The following is a 22,890-nucleotide window of genomic DNA, read 5'->3' as shown; positions in this document are numbered from 1 at the left end:
CCCTCCTGCGGTGATCAGGTCGGTTCCCAGGCCGCCGCGCACAAGGACTCTGCCACGGCGGCCGTGTAACGGGCGGCGGCGAGCCAGTACATGGCGAAGGCGTCGTTGTCGGCGGGAAGGAGCCGGCCGAAGAGGTCGCGGTCGCGTCGGGTCGCCGAGGCGCACAGCGCCGTCAGGAGTCCGGCGGCCGTGGGAAGACCCGCCCGGCCGAGGCGGCGGGTCTGGGCGGTGACGTCCCCGAGCATGCCGAGGGCGGCACGGCCCGCCGGAACCGCCTGTTCGACCCGGCGCTCCAGGAGGTACAGCGGCGAGTGCGCGCCGGACCCTTCGGGGTGTGGAAGGGCCGGGTGCACGGAGGCGGCAGGGTCCGGAAGGTCGGCGCGGCGCAGGCGGTCGAAGCCGAGGTCGATCGTGCCCTCGCCGGTGGGGTGCGAACAGGCGAGGAGGGTGAGCCGGGGGTGGAGGGCGGGCACGAGGCGGCCGATGATCCTCAGCCGGGTCCCGGGCGCCGCGGCCAGCAGCATCAGGTTGTCGCGGTGGGCCAGCGCGGGGTCGTCGTCGGCGACGGTGAGCCGGACGTGCGTCCCTCCCTCGCACCGGGCGAGCAGGCAGCTGCCACCCGGCTCCCGCACGGCGCCGAGGAGTTCGACGTCCAGGAAGAGCAGGTCGCTGCCGCCGCCGTGCTGGTCCTCGTAGCGGGAGGTGGACCTCAGGGCACGGGCTGCCTGTTCGGCCGGAGCCGTCTCCCACAGGGCCGCGAGCGGCGTCTCCGTCCACGCCACGCCCCGGGCGGTAACGGCCTTGACCCCCTTGCCTGCGCCCAGTCTGCCGTCCGGTGACACCGTGGCGCCCGAGACCGCCAGGCCGGCCCGGCCCAGCTCCCGATGGGTGAGCGCGCTGTCTCCCAGGCGCACGGCCCGGTCGGCCACGCCCAGGGCGCGTCCGACGCCGCCGGGCGCCACGTCACCGACCGTGCAGAGACGGCCGTCGGATCCGGCCACCCAGGTGCGGACACCGCCGTGCCCCGAGTCGGTGACCACCGGTTCGGTGAACAGGCCGTACAGGCGCAGCGCGCCGTCCGGGCTGTACGGGCGGCGCGCGCGACCCCTGACGGCGGCCAGTTCCGCACCGGACGCCGTCCCCACCCGGTGTGCGGTGCCGAGGAGTTCGGCCAGGGCTGTGACGAGGTCGGCGGTGCGGAAGGACGGGGAACCGGAGCGGGCCGCGCGCAACAGCGTGACGACCGACAGCGCGGCGCCCGCGGCGCGCGGCAGGTGCCGGAGCCGGGCGGTGTGCGCGGCACGGAGGAGGGCCGACTGGGCGACCGCGCCTGCCCCGTCGACGCCGCCCTCCAGCACGGCGGCTCCCGCCGACCACAGGGCGTCGGCCGCTGCACGCTGGGCCGGGCTCGCCACTTCGATCGCGGCGGCAGGGTCGGGAGCGGGTGCGGTGGGGGCGGTGGGGGCGACCGGTGCGGTGGGGGCAGAGTCGGTCGCGGAGGCGGAGGCGGAGGCGGAGGTGGCAGCGGCAGCGGCAGTGGCTGTGGTTGTGGCTGTGGCAGGGTCGGGAGTGGAGGGGGGCTCGGTCCCGGAGACGGGTTCGGGGACCCCCGGGGTGGGCTGGTCGGCGAGTTCCGGCGCCGGGTCCGCCACGGGGGCGGCGCAGGCGGCGGCAGCCCGGTGGACGCACGCCGGGGCGAGTAGGCACCCGCAGGTGATGGCGTCGGCCGTCTTCACCACGCCGCCCGGGGCGTGCAGGCGCAACTCGCTCTCGTCGTCGACCGCGATCGTCACCGTGTCCCCGACGCGGTGTGTCGGGCGGGCGCCGAGTTTGGTGACTGCCGCGTCCAGCCGCTTGCGCAGCCGGGGCGGGAGGTCCTCCACCAGCGTGGCCGTGACCTCCGGCGCGACGGGTGGCAACTGGGCGGCGGTCATGCGGTCTTCTCCCCTATCCAGCGGGCCAGTTCGAGTGGGCTGAGGGCCGCCACCGGCATGCCGGCGGCTACGAGCTGCCCGGCGACGCCCGTCGAGTAGCGCGGCCTGCCGGCGTCGTCCAGGCTCGCGCAGCCGAGGACGTGGCAGCCGGTGGACACCAGGGCCCGCACCTCGGCCAGCAGTCCGCCGAGCGGCGCGCCCTCTTCGAAGTCGCTGATGACGACGACGAGGGTGCGGGTGGGCACCGCGATCAGGCTGCGGGCGTGCCGCAGCCCGGCGGCGATGTGGGTACCACCCCCCACGCTCACCTCCAGCAGGAGGGAGAGGGGATCGTGCACATGGCCGGTGAGGTCGACGACCTCGGTGGAGAAGGCCAGGAAATGGGTGCTCAGAGTCGGCACCCCGGCGAGTACGGAGGCGGTCAGCGCGGACCAGATCGTGGACGCCTCCATGGATCCGGAGACGTCGGTGACCAGGATCAGGCGCCAGTCGGCCGACCGGCGGGCGCGACTGCGGAACACCGGTTTCTCGGGGATCACCCGAACCGTTCCGTCGGCCGTCCGGCGGGCGGTGGCCAGGTTGGCGCGCAGCGTGCGCGGCAGGTCGAGCCGGCCGCCGGGTCGGCGGGTGGGCCGGGACGACATCGTGCCGGTGAGGGCGGGTCGCAACCGGGTGGCGAGCTGCCGGGTCAGTTCGCCGACCAAGTGCCGGACCAGGGGCCGGAGCGCCGCGAGGCGGGCTTCGGGGAGGCCGCCGGCGTACCGCAGGATCGTCCGGAGCAGTTCCACGGAGGGGGTGACGGCCGCCGGGTCGAGTTCGGCGAGGACGTCCTGGCGGCCCGTCGCGGCTGCGGCGGCGAGGACCTCCTCGCGAATGCCGGGGCCGAACAGCGCGGCCAGTTCGTCGGACCACTCGCGGACGCCGGGGAACGAGGGTTCCCGGCCGCCGCGTGAGCCGGGCAGGCCGCCCCTGGATCCCTCGCCGTGTCCCGCACCGTAGAGCTCGTCCAGAGCGGTCGCCAGGCGGGCGGCGCCGGAGGGCAGTCGGCCGGGACGCCGGCCGAGCACCAGCCGCCACCGGTCGGCGGGGGCGAGGATCCGTGCGGAGGCGGCCCCGGTGGAGGATGCGGTATCGGGGTGGGTTGCGGCCGAGGCCGGATGGGTTGCGGCGGAGGCGGGGTGGACCGCAGCCGGGTGGGTTGCGGCCGAGGCCGGGTGGCCGGGCGGCGGGAGAATCCGGTCGTCGGACACGGGCGGCGGGACGGGCAGGCCGAGGCTGGTCAGGAGCTCGCGGGCCGCGAGGTCGGCGACGGTCCGGCGGGCCGTCTCGGCCGGATCGTCCGCGTCGAGGGTGCCCACGCGTTCGCCCAGGCGCTCCTCGACGGTGTCCAGCAGCCGGTCCCGGGCCGCCGGGCTCAGGGTGTCGAAGCCGCCGCGCAGGGCCGGCAGTCGGGTCAGGAAAGCGGTGTCGTCCAGCTCGACGACCCGCTGGAGCAACGGGTCCAGGGCGTCGGCGCCGACCGCCAGGAGCGGACCCGCCACCGTCAGGACGCCGGTGAGGCGGGCGGTGAGAGCGGCCCGGAGGGTACTGTCCGCGGCTCCGTCCACCCAGGACGCGACGCGCCTGCCGAAGGTCGCGGCCTCTTCGTGGCCCGTGAGCACCCTGACCGCTCCGGCGGCCGCCGCGATCAGCGGGGTGCCGTCGGCGGCCAGCCGGGCGAGGGCGTCGGCGAGCCGGATGCCACCCAACCGGTCAGCGCGCTGGGCCAGTTCGAGCAGCGCCCGGGCGTCCTCGGGCTCCTCGGAGCCGGTCAGGCCGCCGACCTGGCGGACCGCGGCCGAGGTCAGGAGTTCGGCCGCGCGCGCCGTGCGGTCGGTACGGGCCAGGGTGGTGGCGTCCGGGGCCGGGGCGTCGGACTCCGCCAGGCCCGGCAGGTGGCCGGCGTCGATGCGGTCCAGCAGGTCGAGCCCCGCGAGGAGTTCGGGGAGGGTGCCGCTCGCGGGGAGTACGGCCGACAGTTCCGTCAGCCGCTCGTCGGCCAAGGCGGGGAGTCCGCAATCGGCGGCCTCGGTGAGGCCGCGGACGACCTGAGCGGCCGTCGGGCCGCCCTCCGCGCGCTCGGCCGCGCGCCGCTGCCGCAGCACGCCCTCGGCCGCCTGGACCGGGGTGACGCCGCGGGCCCCGGCCGCGGTGAGCATCGCGGCCGTCGCCGGGGTCCACCGCACCTGCCAGCGCGTCGTGAGCCCTTCGGTGCCCGCCGCGCCGCTCACGTCCTGCTCCTGCGCGTAAGGGATGCCGCACACCGTCAGCCTGCGTAGCAGCAGTTCGCGGCGCCGGTCCAGGGTGGAACGCGCCGGGTCGAGCCGGAGGTCACGCGGTGTCTTCTCGTGCCCGTCCTCCGGACCGGGGAGGGAGAGCGCCTCGGTCTCGGCCTCGACCGCGGGGCCCAGTCCACTGCGCGGAGCGGCGGGCGTGGGCCGTCCGGTGCGGGTTCCGACGAGTACGCGTTCGAGGGCCTGGGCGACGGCGCGGCCCGTGCCGTAGGTCTCGCCCCGCCCCAGCACCGTCTGTACGGCTTCCAGGAGTTCACCGCGGCCGGGGGCGGGCAGATCGCGCAGGCGGGCCAGGTCTCCGGCCACCCGGACGACTTCCCGGCCGTCGGCCGGGCCGTAGGGGTGGCCCTGTTCGCGCAGGGCGGCGCAGACCCGGACCGCGGTGCGGATCAGGGCCTCGTGCAGCGCGGCCGGGTCCCCTGCGGCGTCCAGGACGGTGTGCTGCCACTCCGGGTCCCTGATACCGGCCGGGTAGCCGGACCGCGAGTCGAGCAGCGGGTACGTGTACGGGACCAGGGAGACCGTGCAATCCGCCGTCCCGGCAACGCCGTTCACGTGGCCGTCCGCGCCCCGCCCGGTCAAGGAGGCGGACGCCTCCGCCCCATCCGGAACAGGACCACCGGCGGCTCCGGCGGCTCCGGCGGCTCCGGCGGCTCCGGCGGCTCCGGCGGCTCCGGCGGCTCCGGCGGCTCCGGCGGCTCCGGCGGCTCCGGCGGCTCCGGCGGCTCCGGCGGCTCCGGCGGCTCCGGCGGCTCCGGCGGCGGACGGTAGCAGTGCCGGGGCGTGGAAGGCTCCCACCACCACGGCGGGCCGGCCTCCGTTCGCCAGGGCCTCGGCGAGGTGTCCGCGCATGCATTCCTCGCGCGCCAGGTCCGTACCGTGCACCCCGCCCCGTGCCTCGGCCTCGTGGCGCAGTGCCCAGCCGGTGAGCAGGGCGGCACGGCGGAGCGCCTCGGGTGTCGAACCGGGCGCGAGGGCCTCCACCAGCCGGTCCCACAGGTCGTCGCCGTCCCGGCCGGTGAGCCGGGACCGGAGCGCGGTGGACAGGTCGTACCCCTCCCCCGGCACGGGTGCCGAGTCGGTTCCCGGGGCAGGGGCGGGGTTGGGGGTGCCCTGACCGCCCCCCGCCCATGCCCGGTCGGCCAGCGGGAGATCGCAGGCCACGGCCGGGACACCGTTTCTCGCCGCCCAGCGCAGTGCGACGAGTTCGGGCGAGAAGTCGGCGAACGGGTAGAAGGCGGGCCCCCCAGCACCTGCCGAGCCGGGCCCGGTCCCCTCGGCAAGCACCGCGGCCAGCGCCACCGGGGCCTCGGTCTCCTCGTGCGCGAGCCAGCCGAGCCAGGGCTGGAACTCGGCGGGGAGTTCGACGAGGAGGACGTCGGGGGCAGCCGCGTCCAGCAGCGCGGGGAGGGCGGCCGCCAACGAGGGTGCGTGGTGGCGCACCCCGATCAGGAACGGCAAGCCGGGTCCGGTCGCCGCGAGGGCCGCCGCCGCGGCTTCCGGGACGGCGGGCCCGGCCGCCCGGCCCCGCGCCGGAGAAGCGACCGGCGCACCGGCCGTGGGCGGCCCCTCGGCGGTGGACCGGGTCCCGGGGGTGGTCGACTCGCTCATCCGTCAGTTCTCCAGCACCGCGCGCAGGTCCCACAGGGCACGCCAGGTGGCCGAACCCTGCTCCGCACGCCTGCGCACCGGCCCGTCCCAGTACCCCAGCAGCCGTGCCGCGTCGGCGGGGTCGTCCTTTCGGACGACCCCGAGCAGATGGCCGGGCAGGAGGGAGAGCACGTCCCGGTCACCGGGGAAGTAGGCGGCGGCCAGGCCCAGGGAGCCCGCGACGGAGACAGCCTCCGCCGTGCTCATCACCGTGGAGGGGCGCTCGACCTCCCAGCCCTCCACCGAGTGGCCCTCACGCAGGTCCCGGAAGGCGGTGACAAGGGCTTCGAGGACCGCGTCGTCCACCTGGTAGGCGGCGCCCACCCGTTCGACGGCCGCCCGGGACTGGCGCCGGACGAGCGCGGTCTCGGCGTCCACGTCCCCGATGGGACCCACGGTCTCGAAGTTGAAGCGCCGCTTCAGCGCGGCGGACATCTCCGAGACGCCCTTGTCCCGCAGGTTGGCGGTGGCGATGAGGGTGAAGCCGGGGGCCGCGTGCACCTGGGAGCCTTCGCCGCCCGCCAGTTCGGGGACCGCGATCCGCCGCTCGGAAAGCAGCGACACGAGGGCGTCCTGGACCTCCGGCAGGCAGCGGGTGACCTCCTCGATACGGGCGACGGCCCCCCGGGTCATGGCCGTGAGCACCGGCGAGGGCACCAGGGCCTGCTCGGTGGGCCCCTGGGCGAGCAGCAGCGCGTAGTTCCAGCCGTACCTGAGCTGGTCCTCGGTGGTGCCGGCGGTGCCTTGCACGGTGAGAGCGCTGGTTCCGCAGACGGCCGCAGACAGCAGCTCGGAGAGCATGGACTTGGCGGTGCCGGGTTCTCCCACGAGGAGAAGTCCGCGCTCTCCCGCGAGGGTGACCACGCACCGTTCGACCAGGGCGCGCTCGCCGACGAACTTCTGTTCGATCACCAGGCGGAGCGGCACCCCGGCTCCTGACCGGGCGCCCTTCGGCAGGCTCAGTGCCTCGCCCGCGCTGCCCATCACGAAGGTGACGACGGCACGCGGGGTGAGCAGCCAGCCGGGTGGGCGGGGCCCTGCGTCGTGGACGGCCAGGAAGGCCAGCTCGGTGGCGTACCGGTCCTCGGGCGGCGTGGTCTGGCGGTGCTCCCGGCCGGGCGGCGCCGCCCGATCCGGGACGCGGGCCGCGGCGGTGCTGTCCATGGTGGGTGTGGTGTCGTTCGTCATCGGCGGCGGCCCTTCCGGGTTGCGCGGGTGTCCAGTTCTTCGAAAGCGGGGGCGTCCCCGCCGCGGACCCGTGCCCAGGCGGCTGCGAACAGCGCGGGCACGGGGTGGTGGGGCAGGGTCCGGGCGTACCCGGCCACCGGGTACAGCTTTTCCTTCCAGGTCTCCAGCGGCAGTCCGGGGGCGCCGCGTTCCAGCCAGCCGCAGGGGAGGAACAGCGTGCGCCCGGCGCGGGAGCGCTTCGCCTCCACGACGAGGTCGGTGGCGGTGAGCTCCGCACGGGCCTTCTTGACCCGTGCCGGTTTCCACCCGGTCCACCGGACACAGTTGCGGTCCGTGGGGTCGGGCAGGGCGAGCAGCATCAGGTAGAGAGCGGCGGCGTCCTCGCTCAGGCCGAGGGCGTCGACGGCCTCGGCCAGAAGGTCCGGCACCGCCCGTGTCGGGTCCTGGACAGGGTGGAGCGGGGAGCCGTCGGGGGCGCCCGACGCGGCCAGCGCGAACGTCTCTTCGCCCAGCAGCGCGCGCAGGGCGAGCAGATCGCCGGTGGCGTGGCGGGCGACGATGCCCTCGACGAAGCCGAACGCCGGATCGTCGGGGCCCGCCAGGCCGGCCGGGCGAATCAGCAGCCTCTCGCTGCTGCCGTGGTCGGGGGCGAGGAGCAGCGCCGTACCGACCCGGACCAGTCCGTCCGCGCCGGCGCCGCCGGACTCGGGGAGCTGGTGGGCGGCGCGGACCGCGGGGCCGATCGAGTTCCCCGCCTCGGTCCAGTGCAGACCGAGGTCCAGCACCAGGCCCGGGTCGGCGAGGTGGCCGCGCAGAGCCGTGAGCCCGACGGGCAGGTGCGCCCGCAGGGGATGCCCGTACGGCAACGTGTAGGCGAGGGTGCGCAGGGCGGTGAGTACCGGAACGAGGGCACCGCGTGCGCTCACCAGGCGCAGCACCGGGCGGCCGGTGCCGTCCGGTACATCGGTGCCGTGGGCGAGCCAGGTCCGGGAGCCGGTGTTGAGGATCAGGTCGACGGCGTCCGCGGTGGTACCCGACAGGTCGAGGTCCAGTTCCTCGGGGACGCGGACGACGGAGGCCAGTCTCTCCTGCCAGACCTCGGCGGCGGCCCCGACGTCGGGGCCGGTGGACCAGAGCTCGGCCGGGTCCGCGGGGAGCAGAGCCCGGAGCAGGGCGTGCAGGTCGGCGGCGGGCAGTGCGTCCAGCCCGGCCTGGGCGGCCTCGAAGGCACGCGTTTTCACTCCGAGCAGCGCCAGCGCCTCGGTGCCGGGTTCCCGCACGGCGCCGGACAGCAGCGCGGCGGACTGGAGGGGGCCGATGCCGGTGGCCGCGTGGAACGCCTCGGCGGCCTCCGGACTCCAGGGTGCCGGGCCCTGCTCCCGTACCTGGGTGGTGAGCCGGGTGAGCCGGTCGCGGGCGATGCCGTTCCGGTACACGTACTCGCGGTCCAGGGTGAAGCCGGGGACGGGGCCGAAGGCGCCGGTCGGATCGTGGTCCAGGGCGAGCCAGCGTGCGGCGTCGTTCCGGGAGTTCTGGCCGCGGCTGTCGAGAACCACCACGGTGCGGGCACCTCTGCGCAGCACCTGGCCGAGGCGGTCCACGGGCTCGTGGCGTCCCGTCCCTGGAGTCCCCGCGTCGTACGGCTCGACGAGCACCACCTGCCGGACGGTGCCCGCCGGGTCGGCCAGCGGGCCTGCGGCGAGGGCTTCCAGCAGCACGAGAAGCCCGGTGCGGTGTTCGGGGGACGTGGTCGCCGAGGCTGCACGGTAGGAGAGTTCGGGCAGCATGCCGAGGACGGAGGTCCAGCTCAGGGAGTCGCCGGGCACGGTGTACTCGTCCCGTTGCCAGCCGTCCACGGACGTGAACGGGACCTTGGACGGCGCGGGCGGGCCGAACGCCGGCCGGCCGGCGAGGACATGGTTGACGGCGAGGATCTGCCGGATCACGGTCCACCGGCGTCCGGCTCCCCACCAGCCGCCGCGCATCCGCTCGGAGCTCCAGGCGGAGGCGTTCTGCAGGGTCGTGTCGTCGCCGTGCTCGGGCTCGTGGTCGAAGAACATGCCTCGGGTGCGCGCGAGGTCCTGGGGAGCGGCGGGCTGCACGGGCTTGGGCGGTTCGAGGTACCGGTCGGCTGCGGCAGCCCGGTCCACCGCGTTCCGGACGAGCCCGGTGATGCCCGCGAGGAGCCGTGGGTCGGTCACCTCGGGCAGCACCCGGGCGACGGCTTCCTCGCACAGCTCCCTCGACGAGGGCCCCGTGTACTCCTCGACGGCCCGGAACGCCTGGAGGTGCTGGACGACCGCGACGGCGACCTGCTCGAACAGCTCCCCCGCCCGGGAGTCGGTCAGGTTCCGCAGGACCGCGGAGCCCCGCTCGTCCCTGGGGCGCAGGGCGTGCCAGTAGGCGACGGGAGGTACGTAGGGGGTGCCCGCCACGTCGTTCCCGCCGGAGGAGCCGGGGTTGACGGACCACAGGGCGCCACCGGTGCCGTCCGTGTCCGCCGGGTGCGCTTCGACGGAGCGGTGGCGCAGGACCGCGACAGGCCGTGACCCGCCGGGCAGGGTGAGGGCGCCGAGCGGCACCGGGGAGCCTCCCCCGGGCAGCGGGTACGGCAGGGTCACCGTGTGTCCGTCGGGGGTGCCCGCGACGATCCGGTGCCCGTGGGCCGGGGCTGCCGTGCCGGGTTCGTCGACCGTGCGGCGGACCCAGCGGCCGAGGACCGTGCCGTCCGTGCCGAACGGCGTGGACTCCAGACCGGGCTGGAGGGGCAGCACCTGGCAGTGCTCGGCAAGCAGCCGGGTGCTGTCCCGAACCCCGGAGCGGAGGAAGGCGGGGAGGGACGCACGGCCGTGGGTACCGGCGGCCGGGTCGTATTCCAGCCACACCTGCTGGGAACCCTGGTGGCCTTCGCGCCAGTGGCCGGTGCCGTCGGAGATGACGGCACGCTGGGGCGGGAGGGAGGTGTCGCCCGCGTGCAGGGCCTTCCCGCCGGTGGCCCGGCCGCCGCCGGGCAGGGGCAGACACACGTCGTCCGAGGCGCCGGAGCCGCCCCAGCGGGGGATCTGCTCGCCGGCGACGGTGAACACCTCGGCGGGGCGGTGCGACCAGTAGCCGCGCTGCGTGCCGTCCTCCCACCAGATGACCAGCAACTCGCCGTCGACGTAGCGGAAGGCGAACGTCCGCCAGTGGTCGACGGCGGCGGGCAGCCGCAGGGTGTGCCGGAGCAGAACACCCTCCGGGCCGATGACGACGGCTCGTTCGAGGGTGTGCAGGATCAGCGCGGGCCAGGCGCCGGTGACACCGACGCTCTCCGACCGGTGATGCCGCTGACGTGTCGCGGAAGCGACCTCGGCGGCGAGTTCGGCGTACGTCTCGTCGAGCGCGGGCCAGCCCAGCTCGTCGAGGACGCCGGTACGCAGAGTGGAAGCGAGCAGGGGCACGACGTCGTGGTCCTTGAGGAGCCGTACGGCCTTTGGGGCGACGTCCGCGATCACGGTGCGGAACGGCGAGAGTTTGTTCTGCGCGGTGCGCAGCCCGGGAAGCCCACGGGCGGCGGTGTACTCCTCGGCGCAGACGGTCAGCCACTCCCGGAGGATCGGGGAGAGCGCGGGATGCGCTGCCAGCTTCGCCATGCCGGCGTCGCCCAGCCGCTGACTGCGTTCGCTGCCGAGGCCGCCGATGTTCCGGCGCAGGAGGGCGCGGAAGACCGGCCGTTCGGCGACGGCGGCGAGGTCCCGCGCGCCGGGCGCGGTGTCGGTGAGCCACTGGCCGAGAGGGACACCGGCAGGCTGTCCGGTGCCCTGATCGTCCGGCTCGACGACGGGGACGCCGGAGGCCAGGCAGAGGTCGAGAAGGTCCAGGTCCGCGTTGCGCTGCCAGCGGCCCTGGAACAACTCGACAGGACGCCCGTCTGCGCGCAGCCGGTCCGCCATCCGGGCGGCGAGGCCGAGGGTCTGCGGACTGCGGGCCGCGGTGGCGCGGTTGCGCCGGCGGTGCGCCTCCCAGCGGGCGAGCCAGTCGGCCGGGGAGACGGGCGCGGTGGCCGAGGCGGACGAGGCGAAGTCGGAGGCTGCGCCCTCGGAGGTGTCCGGGTGGGCGGTGAGCAGGTCCTCCGCGCCGGAATCGGCCAGCAACACGAGCCAGTCGGCGTCGCCGTCCGTGTCCTTTTTGGTCTCGCCGAAGGTCTCCGGGAAGAAGCCCAGGAGCCGGACCCGCACGGCCTCGTCCTGTCGGGCGAGGGCGACGAGCGCGCAACGGTAGGTCGTCCAGAACGAGGTCGGCGCGCGGACGACGCCCGGGGACCCGATCAGATCGGCCATCAGCTCGCGTTCGGCGGCCTCGCGGTCCAGACCGGCGGCCTTGACCAGCGCGCGTACGTCCTGCGGCAGCGCCGCGTACGGCGGCATGCCGGCCGCGCAGCGCTCGACCAGCAGACGTCGGAACTGTGCCCAGGCGTCCACCGGTGCGAGCCGGGCCACCAGGTCCCGCACGTACTGCCGCAGCGCCTTGACCGTCAGCGCCCCGGCGAAGGCGAACTCCAGGAAGACGGCTCGCTGCCGCTCCTCGTCCACGACCAGTCCGTGCACCCGCTCGGCCTCGCGGGCCTTGCCGAAGAAGGAGGCGGCGTAGGTGGTGTTCTCGGCCTGGAGGAAAAGGCGTGCGACCTGCTCGTAGTAGGTGGGGAGGAAGTGGGGGACGGCACGGCCGAGCCGGGTGCCGAGTTCGTCGAATCCCTCCTTGGCCGCTCCGGCACGGGTTCTGGCCTGCCGGCCCAGCCGCTCGATGTCCTTGACCAGGGCCAGGGCATGGTGTCCGTTGGCCGGGTCGTTGACCAGCGCCCACGCCGGGAAGCCCAGAGTCTCGCGGCGCACCTGTCCCACGACGGGCGCCTCGGAGGTCCGGGCCAGCCCGAGGAACTCCAGCGCCAGGTCCTCGGCTTCGCCGAGAGTGCCGGGAACGAGCCGGACCACGGCGCGGTCGTCGAGGGCGGTGTGGGTGTAGGTGCGGGCGGTCAGCGCGTCGGCGTCGTCCCGGTCGGTGGTACCTGCCGGGAGGATCGCGCCCGCGTCCAGCAGGGCCGCCGCGCGTGCCTCTGCGGCGGTGCGGGAGATGCTCTCACCCCGGTCCTGGGCGGGGAGGGACGCCTCGCCCTCCGCCGTCGGGATCGTGTGGGTGTTCGTCGTCGTGATGCTCATGCCGCCCGCTCCTCGTCCGCCACGTCGCGGCCGGCGTAGAGCGCCGCCGCCATGCGCATGCCCTCGGACCACGCGACCGGGCCGACCTCGGCGGCCGCCAGCGCGCGCCCCGCGGGGTCGGTCCAGCCCAGGGGGCCCGTCTCGGTGTCGTACTCGCCGTAGCCGTCGTGCTCGCCGATCCAGATGCGTGCCTCGACGGTGGCACCGCCCTCGACTGCCGGGCAGACCGCGTATCCGCCGCGCGACCGGTACCCGAGTTGGGTGACGCGGCCGTGCAGGAAGCGCAGTTCCTTGAACACGCCGCCGGCGTAGGTGTCCACGGAGGTCGTGTCCGGGGCGAGTCCGGGCGGGCGGCGCCACACCTCGCGGAACAGCTGGTCCACGTTCTGGCTCACCGCCAGCTCGACCGCGAATTCGCGCAGGTCGTCGAGGTCGTCGAGGAGTACGGGGTGGGGCACGCTCACGACGTCCGGGGTGATGCGGACCGTGTCGCCGTCCAGGTCGACGAGGCCGAGACCGCGGTCGGGGTCGACGTCGCGCAGGAACCCGGCGATCCCACCGTCAGCTCCGGTGACCACGACGTCCCGCAGGGCGGCCCGCCACGCCGGGTCGGGCCAGACGCGGGCGAGCACGGCCGTGGGGACGGGAAGCGAACGCACCATCCACTGCTCGACGTCCTTCAGGCACTGGTGGTCGTGCCGCTCCAGCCATTCGGTCAACTGCCGGAGCCCGACGACCGCCGGATCGTCCTTCAGTTTGGCCGGAACGGACTGCAGCCGCCGGCCCTTCCCGTTGCGGCAGACCACCTTGCCCGCCTCCAGGGCGACTTCGTAGTCGCCCGCCTGAACCCACCCCATGCGCTGTTCTCCCCGTTGTTCCGGATGGCCGCCGAACCGGCGGCACGCCGATGAAACCCGTCGACGGCGACTCACCGTGACCAGTAGCGGAGACTCTAGGCGCCCCCTCTGACAACGGGTTCGGCTGCCTCCTCTTCTGCGTACGGCCCGCACCCGTCATGTACTTCGCCGTTCCGCGCGCAGGGGCGGCTCGCCTCCTGACTCGGCGGGGGTGGTGGGGCCTCGGCCCGGGCCCGCCCTCCGTAGCGGCCCCACCGGGAGACGCTCGTGCGGAGCGGCACTTGCGCCCTCGGTCCGGTCACGTGGACGCCGCCAGGCCGTCGTCCCGCGGGTACGGAGGCGATGCCCCGCAGAGCGACACGGCCATGGGCAGGGGGCAGGGGGCTGGGGGCTGGGGGCTGGGGGGCAGCGGACACCCGGAGCATCCGGGTCCACGAACGCCAGGGCGTCCCTCTGCCTGCGGGCGGCAGCCGTACGCGGGACGGACGCCGGCCCCGACCGCCACCGGGCTCGGACGCCCACGGCGCACAGCCCGCCCCTCGGCGGAACGGAAGGCCGACCGGATACCGGCCCTGTCCCGGGCTCCCGCCGAACTCGGCGCGGTACGGCACTGCTCGTGCCTGGTCGGCCTTCGGAAGATCGTGAGCCGCCCGGACCGGACGACGTCATCCGCCGAAGCCACCACCCCCGCGTGGGGAGGCGACACGGAGAACACTCACCGCGCCTCGACGCCCGGCCTCGACAGGGGCGCCCAGGTGTATCGGACGCCCACGCCCCGGTCGCGGAGCCACGCGGCCTCGCGGTGACGGAGTTCGCGTGCGGACTCCGGCGCGATGGCGCTGGGCCAGCGGACGAGTACCGCGGTGACGTGGCCCGTCTGTGCCAGCTGTCTGACACGCCGCCACCCTCGGCGTCGGGCCGGGTCGGGCTCACCGTAGGTGTCGGTGACGACCTCGGCGATCGTCAGTCCGCGTTCCCGGGCGAACTCCTGGCCTTCCGTCCGCGCGCGCTGTGCGGCTTCCCCGGGTGCACCGGGGGCCCGGTCGGCGCACACGTACAGCACGACCGGGGAAGTGTTTTCATCGTGGGGGGTCATGGGCGCCTTCTGTCGATGGATCGAGGAAGGGGGGTTCGGACGGCGCCACTTTCGACACACGCCCTACGCCCACGACGTCAGGACCGGGCCGTCAACTCGGCCCAGACGACCTTTCCTACGCCCCGGGTCGAACGTGCGGAGCCCCAGCTGTCCGCGAGTTGCTGGACGAGGAGCAGCCCTCTCCCGCCCTCTTCGCCAGGGCCGGCGTGACGCTCGGACGGGCGGACCGGGGTGCTGCTCTCGTCGTGGAGTTCGATGCGCAGGCGCCGCTCGTCGCCGGTCAGTGCGAGGCCGCACATGACATGACCGCTGTCGGTGTGGAGTACCGCATTCGTGGTCAGTTCGGAGACCAGCAGCACCGCGTCGCAGCACGTGTCGCCGGGTACCTCCCAGAGGCGGAGCCGGTCCCGCACGGTGTCGCGGGCGGATCTCACACTGGTACGCAGGGCGGGGAGGCCGAACCAGTACTCCCGGCGTGGCACCGTCGCGGCTAAGACGGGGGTCGAGGCCGGGGCTGAGGGCATGGACAGTGTCACGTGTGTCGCCTTCCAGCGCCTGCCGGAGGGACGGGCGCGGTGAGGGGGTGCGGGCTGCAGCACGAGCGGTGAAAGGCGTGTGCCGAGGCAGGCGTCCGGCGGCGGGGCGCCGACGGCACCATCGACATCACGCATCCTCTCCCGGTCGGATCCTGCGTCGGCACTGCGACTCGGCCGCTCACCCCACCACTATGCGCGTGATCGGACTCACGCTGCAACCGACTCCCTGATAATTTCAGAAGCGCGGGTATCACCCTGGTGTCCATTTCAAGTCAGTGTCAGAATGGCGTTATTGATGGACCCTCAGGAGGTTGGGCGTGAGCGAAGCCCGTACCGGCACCAGCGCGCCGACAGTCCTGCGCATGATCCTCGGCCGCCGGCTGCAGGAGATGCGGATCGGCGCCGGCGCCTCGCTGGAGGATGCGGCAAGGGCTCTGCGGGTCAAGACTCTGACGATCCGTCGGCTGGAGAAGGCCGAGGTCGCGCTGAAGCCTCTCTACGTGGAGAAGCTCCTGGAGACCTTCGGCGCGGACCGCCAGGAGATCGACGAGTTCGTCGACTTGGCCGAGCAGGCCAACAAGCCCGGCTGGTGGCACTCCTATCGCGACGCCGTCCCCAGCTGGTTCACCGCCTATGTCAGCCTGGAGGCCGGCGCCAAGACCCTCCGCACGTACGAACCCCAGTACGTCACGGGCCTTCTGCAGACCCCCGACTACGCACAAGCCGTGCTCCGGGGCGGGTTGCCGAACGGCAGCGAGGAGGAGATCGCGCGCCGCGTGGAGCTGCGGCTGCGCCGCCAGGCCCTGTTGGAGCGGGAGGACGCCCCTACCTTGTGGGTGGTCATGGAGGAGGCCGTCCTGCACCGGACGGTGGGCGGACCTCAGGTGATGAGGGAACAGATCGAACGGCTCCTGGACGTCTCCGAGCTCGCGCACATCAGCATCGACATCGTGCCGTTCTCGGCGGGCGCGCACATCGGAGCGTGCGCCCCGTTCACGTATTTCCGTTTCGAGGAACCCGAGTTGCCCGACATCGTCTACAGCGAACTCCTGTCCGCCGCTGTCTACCTCGACCAGCGCGCGGACGTCGTATCCCACCTCGAGGCGCATTCCCGTATGGCGCTCCAGACGTCGTCCGAGGACAGCAGGGCGCTCTTGAACCGAATGCGCAAGGAGCACTCATGACGACCACCGACGAAAGCATCTACAACGGCATGCCGGCCCGCAACCTCGGGGAACAGGGCTGGGAACGCCCGTGGAGCGGGCCCAACGGCGGCCAGTGCGTCGAGACGAAGCAGCTCACCGACGGCCGCGTGGCCGTCCGGCAGTCGACCGACCCGGCCGGGCCCGCGCTGATCTACACACCGCAGGAGATCGCCGCGTTCGTCCGCGGGGTCAAGGAGGGTCTGGCCGATCACCTGGCCGCCGGGTGAACCGGCGGCGGGCAGGAGGGACGACGACACCGGTCCCGCACCGGCCCTGTGGGCCGACAGACACACGTATCAAGGGGAGAACATGACCACCAGTCAGGCCCGCCGGGATCTCGACACGAGCAGGCCGCACTCGGCCCGGATGTACGACTACTTCCTCGGTGGCAAGGACCACTTCGAAATCGACAAGGAAGCGGCCCTGCGCGCGGCCGAGGCCCACCCCGGTCTCTACCTGACCGCCCGAGAGAACCGGGCTTTCATGCAACGGGCCACCCGAGTGTTGGCGGAGGAGCACGGCATCCGCCAGTGGCTCGACATCGGCACGGGCATCCCGACCGAGCCCAACCTGCACCAGATCGCCCAGTCGGTGGTGCCCGAGGCCCGCGTCGTGTACGCCGACAACGACCCCCTCGTCCTCAAGTACGCCGAACGCCTCATGCGCAGCACGACTCAAGGGCGTACGGCCTACATCGAGGCCGACGCCACCGATGCCGATGCGCTGATGAGCGCCGTGCAGGACTCGGGAGTCCTTGACTTCAGCCGGCCCATCGCCCTCTCCCTCAACGCGCTCATGCACTTCATCACCGAGCCGCACGACCCTTACAGCATCGTCCGTCGGCTGCTCGAACCGCTCCCGGTGGGCAGCGCCCTCGCCATGAACCACTGCACGCCCGACTTCGACCCCGACACCTGGAACCAGGTCGCGGATGCCTACACCAACTCCGGGACCCCGGTGAAGTTCCGTTCGCACAGCGACGTCAGCCGCTTCTTCGACGGGCTCGACCTGATCGAGCCCGGCATCGTCTGCTGTCATCGCTGGCGTGCCGCCGAACGCGCCACGAACGCGCCGGAGATCGCGGACGCCGAGATCAGCCTGCTGGCAGGTGTGGGCATCAAACGCTAACCGGAGGGGTCCGGCTCCGAAGAGCCGCAGGGCCGGACCCCTCCGACCCGCGCGAGCCGACTCGGCCCGTCCCCTCGCCGACCGTCCGCCCACCAGCCGACGTTCTCCGCACACGGCGTGGTTCGGCCTTGCGGCAGAACAGACCGACGGCCCGGCAACCCGCCCTCTCGAAGAGACGGAGGGGCCGGCCATTTCGAGTGATCGCGTCGTCTCGGACAGCCGGGCCACCGGACGGACGGGCGTACCGGCACATGCGTTGCGGCGCCGCGATCCGGGACTCAGACTGTGCGGGTGCTGATCCGACGTGAAACACCTGACGACATCCTCGCCGTGACCACGGTCACCGCGTTGGCATTCGCCAAGCCGGAGACTCCGGTTCCGGTGGAGGTAACCCTCCTCGCCCAGCTGCGCGTCTGCGACGGCTGGCTACCGGAACTGTCGCTCGTGGCCGTCAGCGACAGGGACGAGGTCGTCGGCCACGTGGTCTGCACTCGTGGCCGTGTGGGCACCGCGCCTGCCCTGGGCCTCGGCCCGCTCAGCGTGCACCCCGACCACCAGCGCCGCGGTGTCGGCCTCGCCCTTGTCCACGCCGTGCTCGGCGCGGCGGACGCGCTGGGCGAGCCCCTCGTCGCTCTCCTCGGCAGCCCGGCGTACTACGGCCGCTTCGGTTTCCGCGCCGGTTCGGACCACGGCATCACCGCACCGGACCCCTCGTGGGGCGAGTACTTCCAGGTCCGCGCCCTGACCGCCGACAGCCCCGCGCTGCGGGGCGTGTTCACGTACGCGGAGCCGTTCGATCGGGTCTGAGGTGAGTGCCGGGGGCAGCTTTCGAAGTCGCTCCGGGGTGCCCACGGGGACGCGGACCAAGTCCGCGACGGCGGGCATGCCTGTGTGGCGGGGCCGTGTCCAGCGTCAGTACCGGGAGCGCAGTGAAACGTTCTCGGGCCGGCCCGGAGCCGGCCGGCCGTCAGGTCCTGGGGCGGTCTTCGTCTCCGCCGCCCGGGGCCGGCCCCGCAAGGTGGGCGGGGCCAGGGATCACCATGGCGGTCGACCTGCGGCAACAGGCATGATGGGCACTCAAGTTCCGTACGCCCCATCACATGCCGCGTGTCCCCGTCGCCCCACCGGCCCCGGGGGCCGGGAGGTCAGATACGTGTCACGCCAGATGCTCACCGTCGCAGTGGACGGTTCGGGCGATTTCCGCACCGTGGCGGAGGCCGTCGCACGGGCCCGTAACGGGGCCGTGGTCAGTATCGGTCCCGGCCGCTACCAGGAGTCCCTCACCGTTTCCGCCGCGATCACACTGACCGCGTCCGAGGGTGCCGGGACGGTGGAGCTGGCGCCCCGGCGCGGCACCGCGCTGACCTTCACCGGCGACGCCGTGCTGGTGAGCGATCTGGTGCTGCGCGGCCACGACGACGAGCTGCCGGTCGTCGACTCACCGCGCGGGCAGATCGCGATGGACCGGTGCGAAGTGCACGGCTCGGCGTGGGCGGCGCTGTTCGCGCGGGGCAGCGGGTCCCTCGTCCTGCGCGAGTGCCGGGTCAGCAATCCGGCGGGCGCCGGTGTGGTCTCGACGTCCGGGAACGAGAGTTTCGTCGAGGACTGTGTCGTCGAGCATCTTGGCACCTCCGCGGTGGTCGCCGGCGAGCGCGGGCGGATCACCGTACGCGGCGGCAGGCTGCGCGACACCCGCGGCAACGGGGTGCTGACGAACGGCCAGGCGCACCTGCGCCTGGAGGACTGCGAGATATCCGCGACGGACAAGCCCGGGGTCGCCGTCGAGGAGGACAGCACGGTGCGCATGGTGCGCGGTTCGGTCCGGCAGGCGGTGGTCGGGGTGTACGTCAGCTCGACCGGGCACACCGTGCTGGAGGAGGTGACGGTCACCGACACGACCGGGCACGGCTTCGTGCTGGGCGCCGGCAGTTCCCCCGCCCTGACCGCCTGCCGGACGGAACGGACGGCGGGCCACGGGCTGTTCGTGACCGAACGCAGCCGGGGCACGTTCGAGAACTGCGTGTTCACCTCCGCGCGGGACGCGGGGATCCGGGTCAACGGGTTCTCCTCGCCGGTACTGACCGGGACCGTCGTGGCGGATGCGGAGGCCGTCGGAGTACTGCTCGACGAGGACTCGGCGGGTGAGTTCGACCGCCTGGAGGTACGGGACGCGGGCGGGTCCGGCATCGTCGTACGTACCGGTGCCAACCCGCTGCTGCGCCGCGCGACCGTCACCCGGTCGGGGTCGCACGGGGTGGAGGTCGCCAAGGACGGGCGAGGCCGGCTCGAGGAGTGCGTCGTCGAGGCGTCGGCCGGCTCGGCCGTGCACGTCTCGGGGCACGGCAGCCTGTACGTCGGCGGCGGCACGCTGCGGACGGCGGCCGAGTCGGGCGTGCGGGTCGGGGCGCTCGGCACGGTCACCCTGCGCGACACCGCCGTCGAGGGAGCGTCCGGTGCGGGCGTCCGGATCGATCCGGAGGGCGAGCTGTCCGCCGCGCGGGTGCGGGTCACCGGCTCGGGTGAGCACGGAGTCCTGGTCGCGGCGGGCGCGCGGGCGGCCCTGAAGTCCTGCGAAGTGTCCGGCTCCGGCGCCGACGGCGTACGGGTCGAGGGTACCGACCCGGCGTCGCTGACCGGCTGCACGGTACGGGACAACCGGGGCAGCGGGCTGCGGCAGGCGGTGCCCGGCGACCGGCTCGCCGTCGAGGGCCTGAACAGCGCGGACAACGGCGCTCCGGACGCCTGGGGCAGCGCCGCGGGTGCCGAGGCGGCGGGCGACGGACGGCTCCCGGGAGGCGCGGTCCCCACGGCGGCGGAACCGGACGCCGACACCGGCCCGGTGGCCGAGCTGGAGTCCCTGATCGGTCTCGCCGACGTGAAGCAGCAGGTCCTGACGCTGATCAACCTGAACCGGCTGGCCCAGCGGCGCGCCAGCCTCGGCATGCCCGCCCCGCCGATGAGCCGCCATCTGGTGTTCGCGGGCCCGCCCGGAACCGGCAAGACGACGGTGGCCCGGCTGTACGGCTCGATCCTCGCGTCGCTCGGAGTGCTGCGCAGCGGGCACCTGGTGGAGGTCTCGCGGGCCGACCTGGTGGCCCAGATCGTGGGCGGCACCGCCATCAAGACCACCGAGACGTTCAACAAGGCGCTGGGCGGAGTGCTGTTCGTCGACGAGGCGTACACCCTGGTGTCCGACGGGGGCGGTTCGGGCGCGGACTTCGGCCGGGAGGCCATCGACACGCTGGTGAAGCTGATGGAGGACCACCGGGAGGACGTGGTGGTCGTAGCGGCCGGCTACCCGCAGGAGATGACCGGTTTCCTCTCTTCCAACCCCGGTCTGGCTTCCCGGTTCACCCGCACCGTGGAGTTCACCGACTACACCTCGGACGAGCTGGTCACCATCGTCGAGCGGATGTGCGCGGGGCACCGCTACGAGCTCGAACCGGCGGCCAGGACCGCGTTGCACGGCCACTTCGACGCCATTCCGCGCGATGCGTCGTTCGGCAACGGGCGCACCGCGCGCAAGGTGTTCGAGGAGATGGTGGACCGACAGGCGTCCCGGCTGGCGGTCATGGCGGAGGTGAACGAACGCGATCTGGCGGTACTGACCGCGAAGGACGTCGGCGTGAACGCGGCCGTGGACCCCAAGGCCGACGACGACCCGCTGCTGCGGCTGGACGCGCTGGTGGGGCTCGCCGCGGTCAAACGGGAGGTGGGCGACCTGGTCAACCTGCTGGCCACCGCACGCCGCCGTGCCGAGGCCGGACTGCCCGCGCCCCGCATCAGCAACCACTTGGTCTTCGCGGGCCCGCCCGGGACCGGCAAGACGACGGTGGCCCGGCTGTACGGAGAACTGCTGGCCTCACTCGGTGTGCTGCCGCGCGGGCAGCTGGTCGAGGTGTCGCGGGCCGATCTGGTGGGCCGGTGGGTCGGGCACACCGCGCAGCTCACGAAGGAGGTGTTCACGCGGGCGCTCGGCGGTGTGCTGTTCATCGACGAGGCGTACACCCTCACCCCCGCGGGGAGCGGCGGTTCGTCCGACTTCGGCCAGGAGGCCGTGGACACTCTCCTGAAGCTGATGGAGGACCACCGCGACGAGGTGGTGGTGATCGCGGCGGGCTACACCGAGGAGATGGCGCGCTTCCTGGGCTCCAACCCGGGTCTCGCGTCCCGTTTCCCCCGGCACGTCGAGTTCCCCGACTACTCCTCCGACGAACTGGTCACGATCGTGCGCCAGCACGCCGTCGACAACGGTTACGAGTGCGCGCCCGGCGCCGCCACCGCGCTGCGCGCGCACTTCGACGGGCTGCCCAGGGGCCGCGCGTTCGGCAACGCACGTCTCGCGCGGCAGACCCTGGAGGAGATGATGACGCGTCAGGCCGGTCGGCTGAGCGTGGTCGCGGCGCCGAGCCTGGAGGATCTGCGGCTCCTGTTGCCGGAGGACCTGACCGCTCTGCCGCAGCCTTCCTGAAGGCCGCCCGGCCGTGCCGCCGCGCAGTCCCGCCCGGACCTTCCGGATCTCCGTACGTCTTGGACCTCATCGAACAGAGGAACGCCCCGCATGCACCGCCGTACGACCCTTGTGCTGCTCTGCGCCGCTCTCACCGTCCTGCCGGTCCGGCTCGCTCTCGCGGAGGACGGCGACGGACGAGTGGTGCTGCCCGGGGTCCCTGAGCGACTGTCCCCGCAGCAGGCGTGCACGACCGCCGAGGGCCGTGCCACCTCCGACGCCCCCTGGACGCGCCAGGCGCTCGGCCTGGACCATGTGTGGACCCTGTCGCAGGGGCGGGGTGTGACGGTCGCGATCGTCGGCACCGGGGTGAGCGACGTGCCCGCCGTGCCGGCCGGCCGGGTCGACGCGGTGGGTGACGCGGACGAGGACTGCGTGGGACGAGGGACCTTCCAGGCGGGCCTCGTCGCGGGGGCGGCCACTCCCGGCCAGGGCTTCGCCGGGGTCGCGCCGCGGGCGAGGATTCTGGCCGTACGGGGCACGGGCGTCCGCGGCGAATCCGACCCGGCGCGGCTGGCGGCCGGGGTGCGGACGGCGGCCGAGCGCGGGGCCGGTGTGATCGTCGTGTCCGCGCCGCTGAACGGCGCGGACAAGGCGGTACGGGAGGCTCTGGCGGTGGCCGCGGCCGAGGACTCGCTGGTCGTGGCCCCGGCGGCGGCGGACAGTGTGCCGCTGTCCACCAGTGCCGATGCCCCCGCCGAACCCGCTCCCGCGCCTCCGGAGAGCGTCCTCGCCGTACTGGACACCGGCCCGCAGGGCACTCGTCCGGACGGTGCCCCGCCCTACACGCGTGCCGACCTCACCGCGCCCGGTGACGCGCTCGTCGGCCCGGGCCCGGTGGGCGGCGGCATGTGGACGGGCTCCGGCGCGTCGCTGGCGGCGGCGGTGACGGCGGGCGCGGCGGCGCTGGTGCGCTCCTACCACCCCGAGCTGGACGCGGCCCAGGTGCGGGAGAGGCTGCTGCGTACGGCGTACCCGGCGGACCTGCCCGCGCTGGACCCCTACGGCGCGGTGGCGGGCGCCGAGGCCCCGGCCTCGCGGGCGGTGGCGGCGCGCCCGGACCCGGTACGGCCGGTGCCGCCGCCGGACGCCGCGGGCGCCAGGAACACCGCGCTGCTGGTCACGGCGGGCGCCGCGGGGGTGGCCCTGCTCGTGGCGTTCCTCGCCTTGGTGCTGCCGCGGGGGCGGGCCAGGGGCTGGCGGCCGGGACGGCTGGGTACGGGGGACACCCGCGGGAGCGGCGGCACCGCCTGACGGC

At 74.0% G+C, this 22,890-nt stretch carries 13 protein-coding genes; 6 read left to right on the top strand and 7 right to left on the bottom strand.

Annotated elements, in window-relative coordinates; all coding sequences use genetic code 11:
• Nucleotides 1-14: 14 nt before the first annotated feature.
• The 7 genes from OHT52_RS28960 to OHT52_RS28930 all read right to left on the bottom strand — a co-directional run bounded on the left by OHT52_RS28960 (nt 15) and on the right by OHT52_RS28930 (nt 14,735).
• Nucleotides 15-1,934 (bottom strand): hypothetical protein, encoded by a 1,920-nt coding sequence (locus OHT52_RS28960; protein ID WP_328723127.1) that lies wholly within the window; start codon nt 1,932-1,934, stop codon nt 15-17.
• Nucleotides 1,931-5,878 (bottom strand): DUF5682 family protein, encoded by a 3,948-nt coding sequence (locus OHT52_RS28955; RefSeq protein WP_328723126.1) that lies wholly within the window; start codon nt 5,876-5,878, stop codon nt 1,931-1,933. Before OHT52_RS28955 ends, OHT52_RS28960 begins: the two co-directional genes overlap by 4 nt.
• A gap of 3 nt (nt 5,879-5,881) precedes the next feature.
• Nucleotides 5,882-7,105 (bottom strand): ATP-binding protein, encoded by a 1,224-nt coding sequence (locus tag OHT52_RS28950; RefSeq protein WP_328723125.1) that lies wholly within the window; start codon nt 7,103-7,105, stop codon nt 5,882-5,884.
• Complete coding sequence (locus tag OHT52_RS28945) at nt 7,102-12,300, bottom strand: hypothetical protein (protein WP_328723124.1); 5,199 nt, start codon at nt 12,298-12,300, stop codon at nt 7,102-7,104. Before OHT52_RS28945 ends, OHT52_RS28950 begins: the two co-directional genes overlap by 4 nt.
• Nucleotides 12,297-13,157: a DUF4132 domain-containing protein gene (locus OHT52_RS28940; RefSeq protein WP_328723123.1), complete on the bottom strand. Its 861-nt coding sequence runs from the start codon at nt 13,155-13,157 to the stop codon at nt 12,297-12,299. The genes OHT52_RS28945 and OHT52_RS28940 overlap by 4 nt, the downstream gene beginning before the upstream one ends.
• Before the next feature lie 715 nt (nt 13,158-13,872).
• Nucleotides 13,873-14,253 (bottom strand): hypothetical protein, encoded by a 381-nt coding sequence (locus tag OHT52_RS28935; RefSeq protein ID WP_328723122.1) that lies wholly within the window; start codon nt 14,251-14,253, stop codon nt 13,873-13,875.
• 77 nt (nt 14,254-14,330) lie between these two features.
• Nucleotides 14,331-14,735, bottom strand: a complete 405-nt coding sequence (locus OHT52_RS28930; protein WP_443046698.1) for an ATP-binding protein — start codon at nt 14,733-14,735, stop codon at nt 14,331-14,333.
• Between the two features lie 371 nt (nt 14,736-15,106).
• Here OHT52_RS28930 and OHT52_RS28925 point away from each other — a divergent pair, with 371 nt between their 5' ends.
• From OHT52_RS28925 to OHT52_RS28900, 6 genes are all read left to right on the top strand, one after another.
• A complete protein-coding gene (locus OHT52_RS28925; protein ID WP_328723121.1) occupies nt 15,107-15,973 on the top strand; it encodes a helix-turn-helix domain-containing protein in 867 nt (288 codons plus the stop codon).
• Nucleotides 15,970-16,221, top strand: coding sequence for a DUF397 domain-containing protein (locus OHT52_RS28920; RefSeq protein ID WP_328723120.1), 252 nt, complete (start codon nt 15,970-15,972; stop codon nt 16,219-16,221). Before OHT52_RS28925 ends, OHT52_RS28920 begins: the two co-directional genes overlap by 4 nt.
• Nucleotides 16,222-16,303: 82 nt before the next feature.
• Nucleotides 16,304-17,122: an SAM-dependent methyltransferase gene (locus OHT52_RS28915; protein WP_328723119.1), complete on the top strand. Its 819-nt coding sequence runs from the start codon at nt 16,304-16,306 to the stop codon at nt 17,120-17,122.
• Between the two features lie 291 nt (nt 17,123-17,413).
• Nucleotides 17,414-17,929 carry a GNAT family N-acetyltransferase gene (locus tag OHT52_RS28910; protein WP_328723118.1) on the top strand — a complete coding sequence of 172 codons (516 nt, stop codon included), beginning with the start codon at nt 17,414-17,416 and terminating at the stop codon, nt 17,927-17,929.
• Nucleotides 17,930-18,287: 358 nt separating this feature from the next.
• Nucleotides 18,288-21,593: a right-handed parallel beta-helix repeat-containing protein gene (locus OHT52_RS28905; protein ID WP_328723943.1), complete on the top strand. Its 3,306-nt coding sequence runs from the start codon at nt 18,288-18,290 to the stop codon at nt 21,591-21,593.
• Nucleotides 21,594-21,683: 90 nt separating this feature from the next.
• Nucleotides 21,684-22,886, top strand: coding sequence for a S8 family serine peptidase (locus tag OHT52_RS28900; RefSeq protein ID WP_328723117.1), 1,203 nt, complete (start codon nt 21,684-21,686; stop codon nt 22,884-22,886).
• The last annotated feature ends 4 nt before the right edge of the window (nt 22,887-22,890 follow it).

Origin of the sequence: Streptomyces sp. NBC_00247 (assembly GCF_036188265.1) — a bacterium.
GTDB lineage: Bacteria > Actinomycetota > Actinomycetes > Streptomycetales > Streptomycetaceae > Streptomyces.
This window is presented reverse-complemented; position numbering and strand designations above follow the sequence as displayed.

Bases quoted from the DNA above. Each gene is read 5' to 3' on its own strand.
- OHT52_RS28960 (WP_328723127.1), bottom strand. From the start codon at position 1,934: ATGACCGCCGCCCAGTTGCCACCCGTCGCGCCGGAGGTCACGGCCACG.
- OHT52_RS28955 (WP_328723126.1), bottom strand. From the start codon at position 5,878: ATGAGCGAGTCGACCACCCCCGGGACCCGGTCCACCGCCGAGGGGCCG.
- OHT52_RS28950 (WP_328723125.1), bottom strand. From the start codon at position 7,105: ATGACGAACGACACCACACCCACCATGGACAGCACCGCCGCGGCCCGC.
- OHT52_RS28945 (WP_328723124.1), bottom strand. From the start codon at position 12,300: ATGAGCATCACGACGACGAACACCCACACGATCCCGACGGCGGAGGGC.
- OHT52_RS28940 (WP_328723123.1), bottom strand. From the start codon at position 13,157: ATGGGGTGGGTTCAGGCGGGCGACTACGAAGTCGCCCTGGAGGCGGGC.
- OHT52_RS28935 (WP_328723122.1), bottom strand. From the start codon at position 14,253: ATGACCCCCCACGATGAAAACACTTCCCCGGTCGTGCTGTACGTGTGC.
- OHT52_RS28920 (WP_328723120.1), top strand. From the start codon at position 15,970: ATGACGACCACCGACGAAAGCATCTACAACGGCATGCCGGCCCGCAAC.
- OHT52_RS28915 (WP_328723119.1), top strand. From the start codon at position 16,304: ATGACCACCAGTCAGGCCCGCCGGGATCTCGACACGAGCAGGCCGCAC.
- OHT52_RS28905 (WP_328723943.1), top strand. From the start codon at position 18,288: ATGCTCACCGTCGCAGTGGACGGTTCGGGCGATTTCCGCACCGTGGCG.
- OHT52_RS28900 (WP_328723117.1), top strand. From the start codon at position 21,684: ATGCACCGCCGTACGACCCTTGTGCTGCTCTGCGCCGCTCTCACCGTC.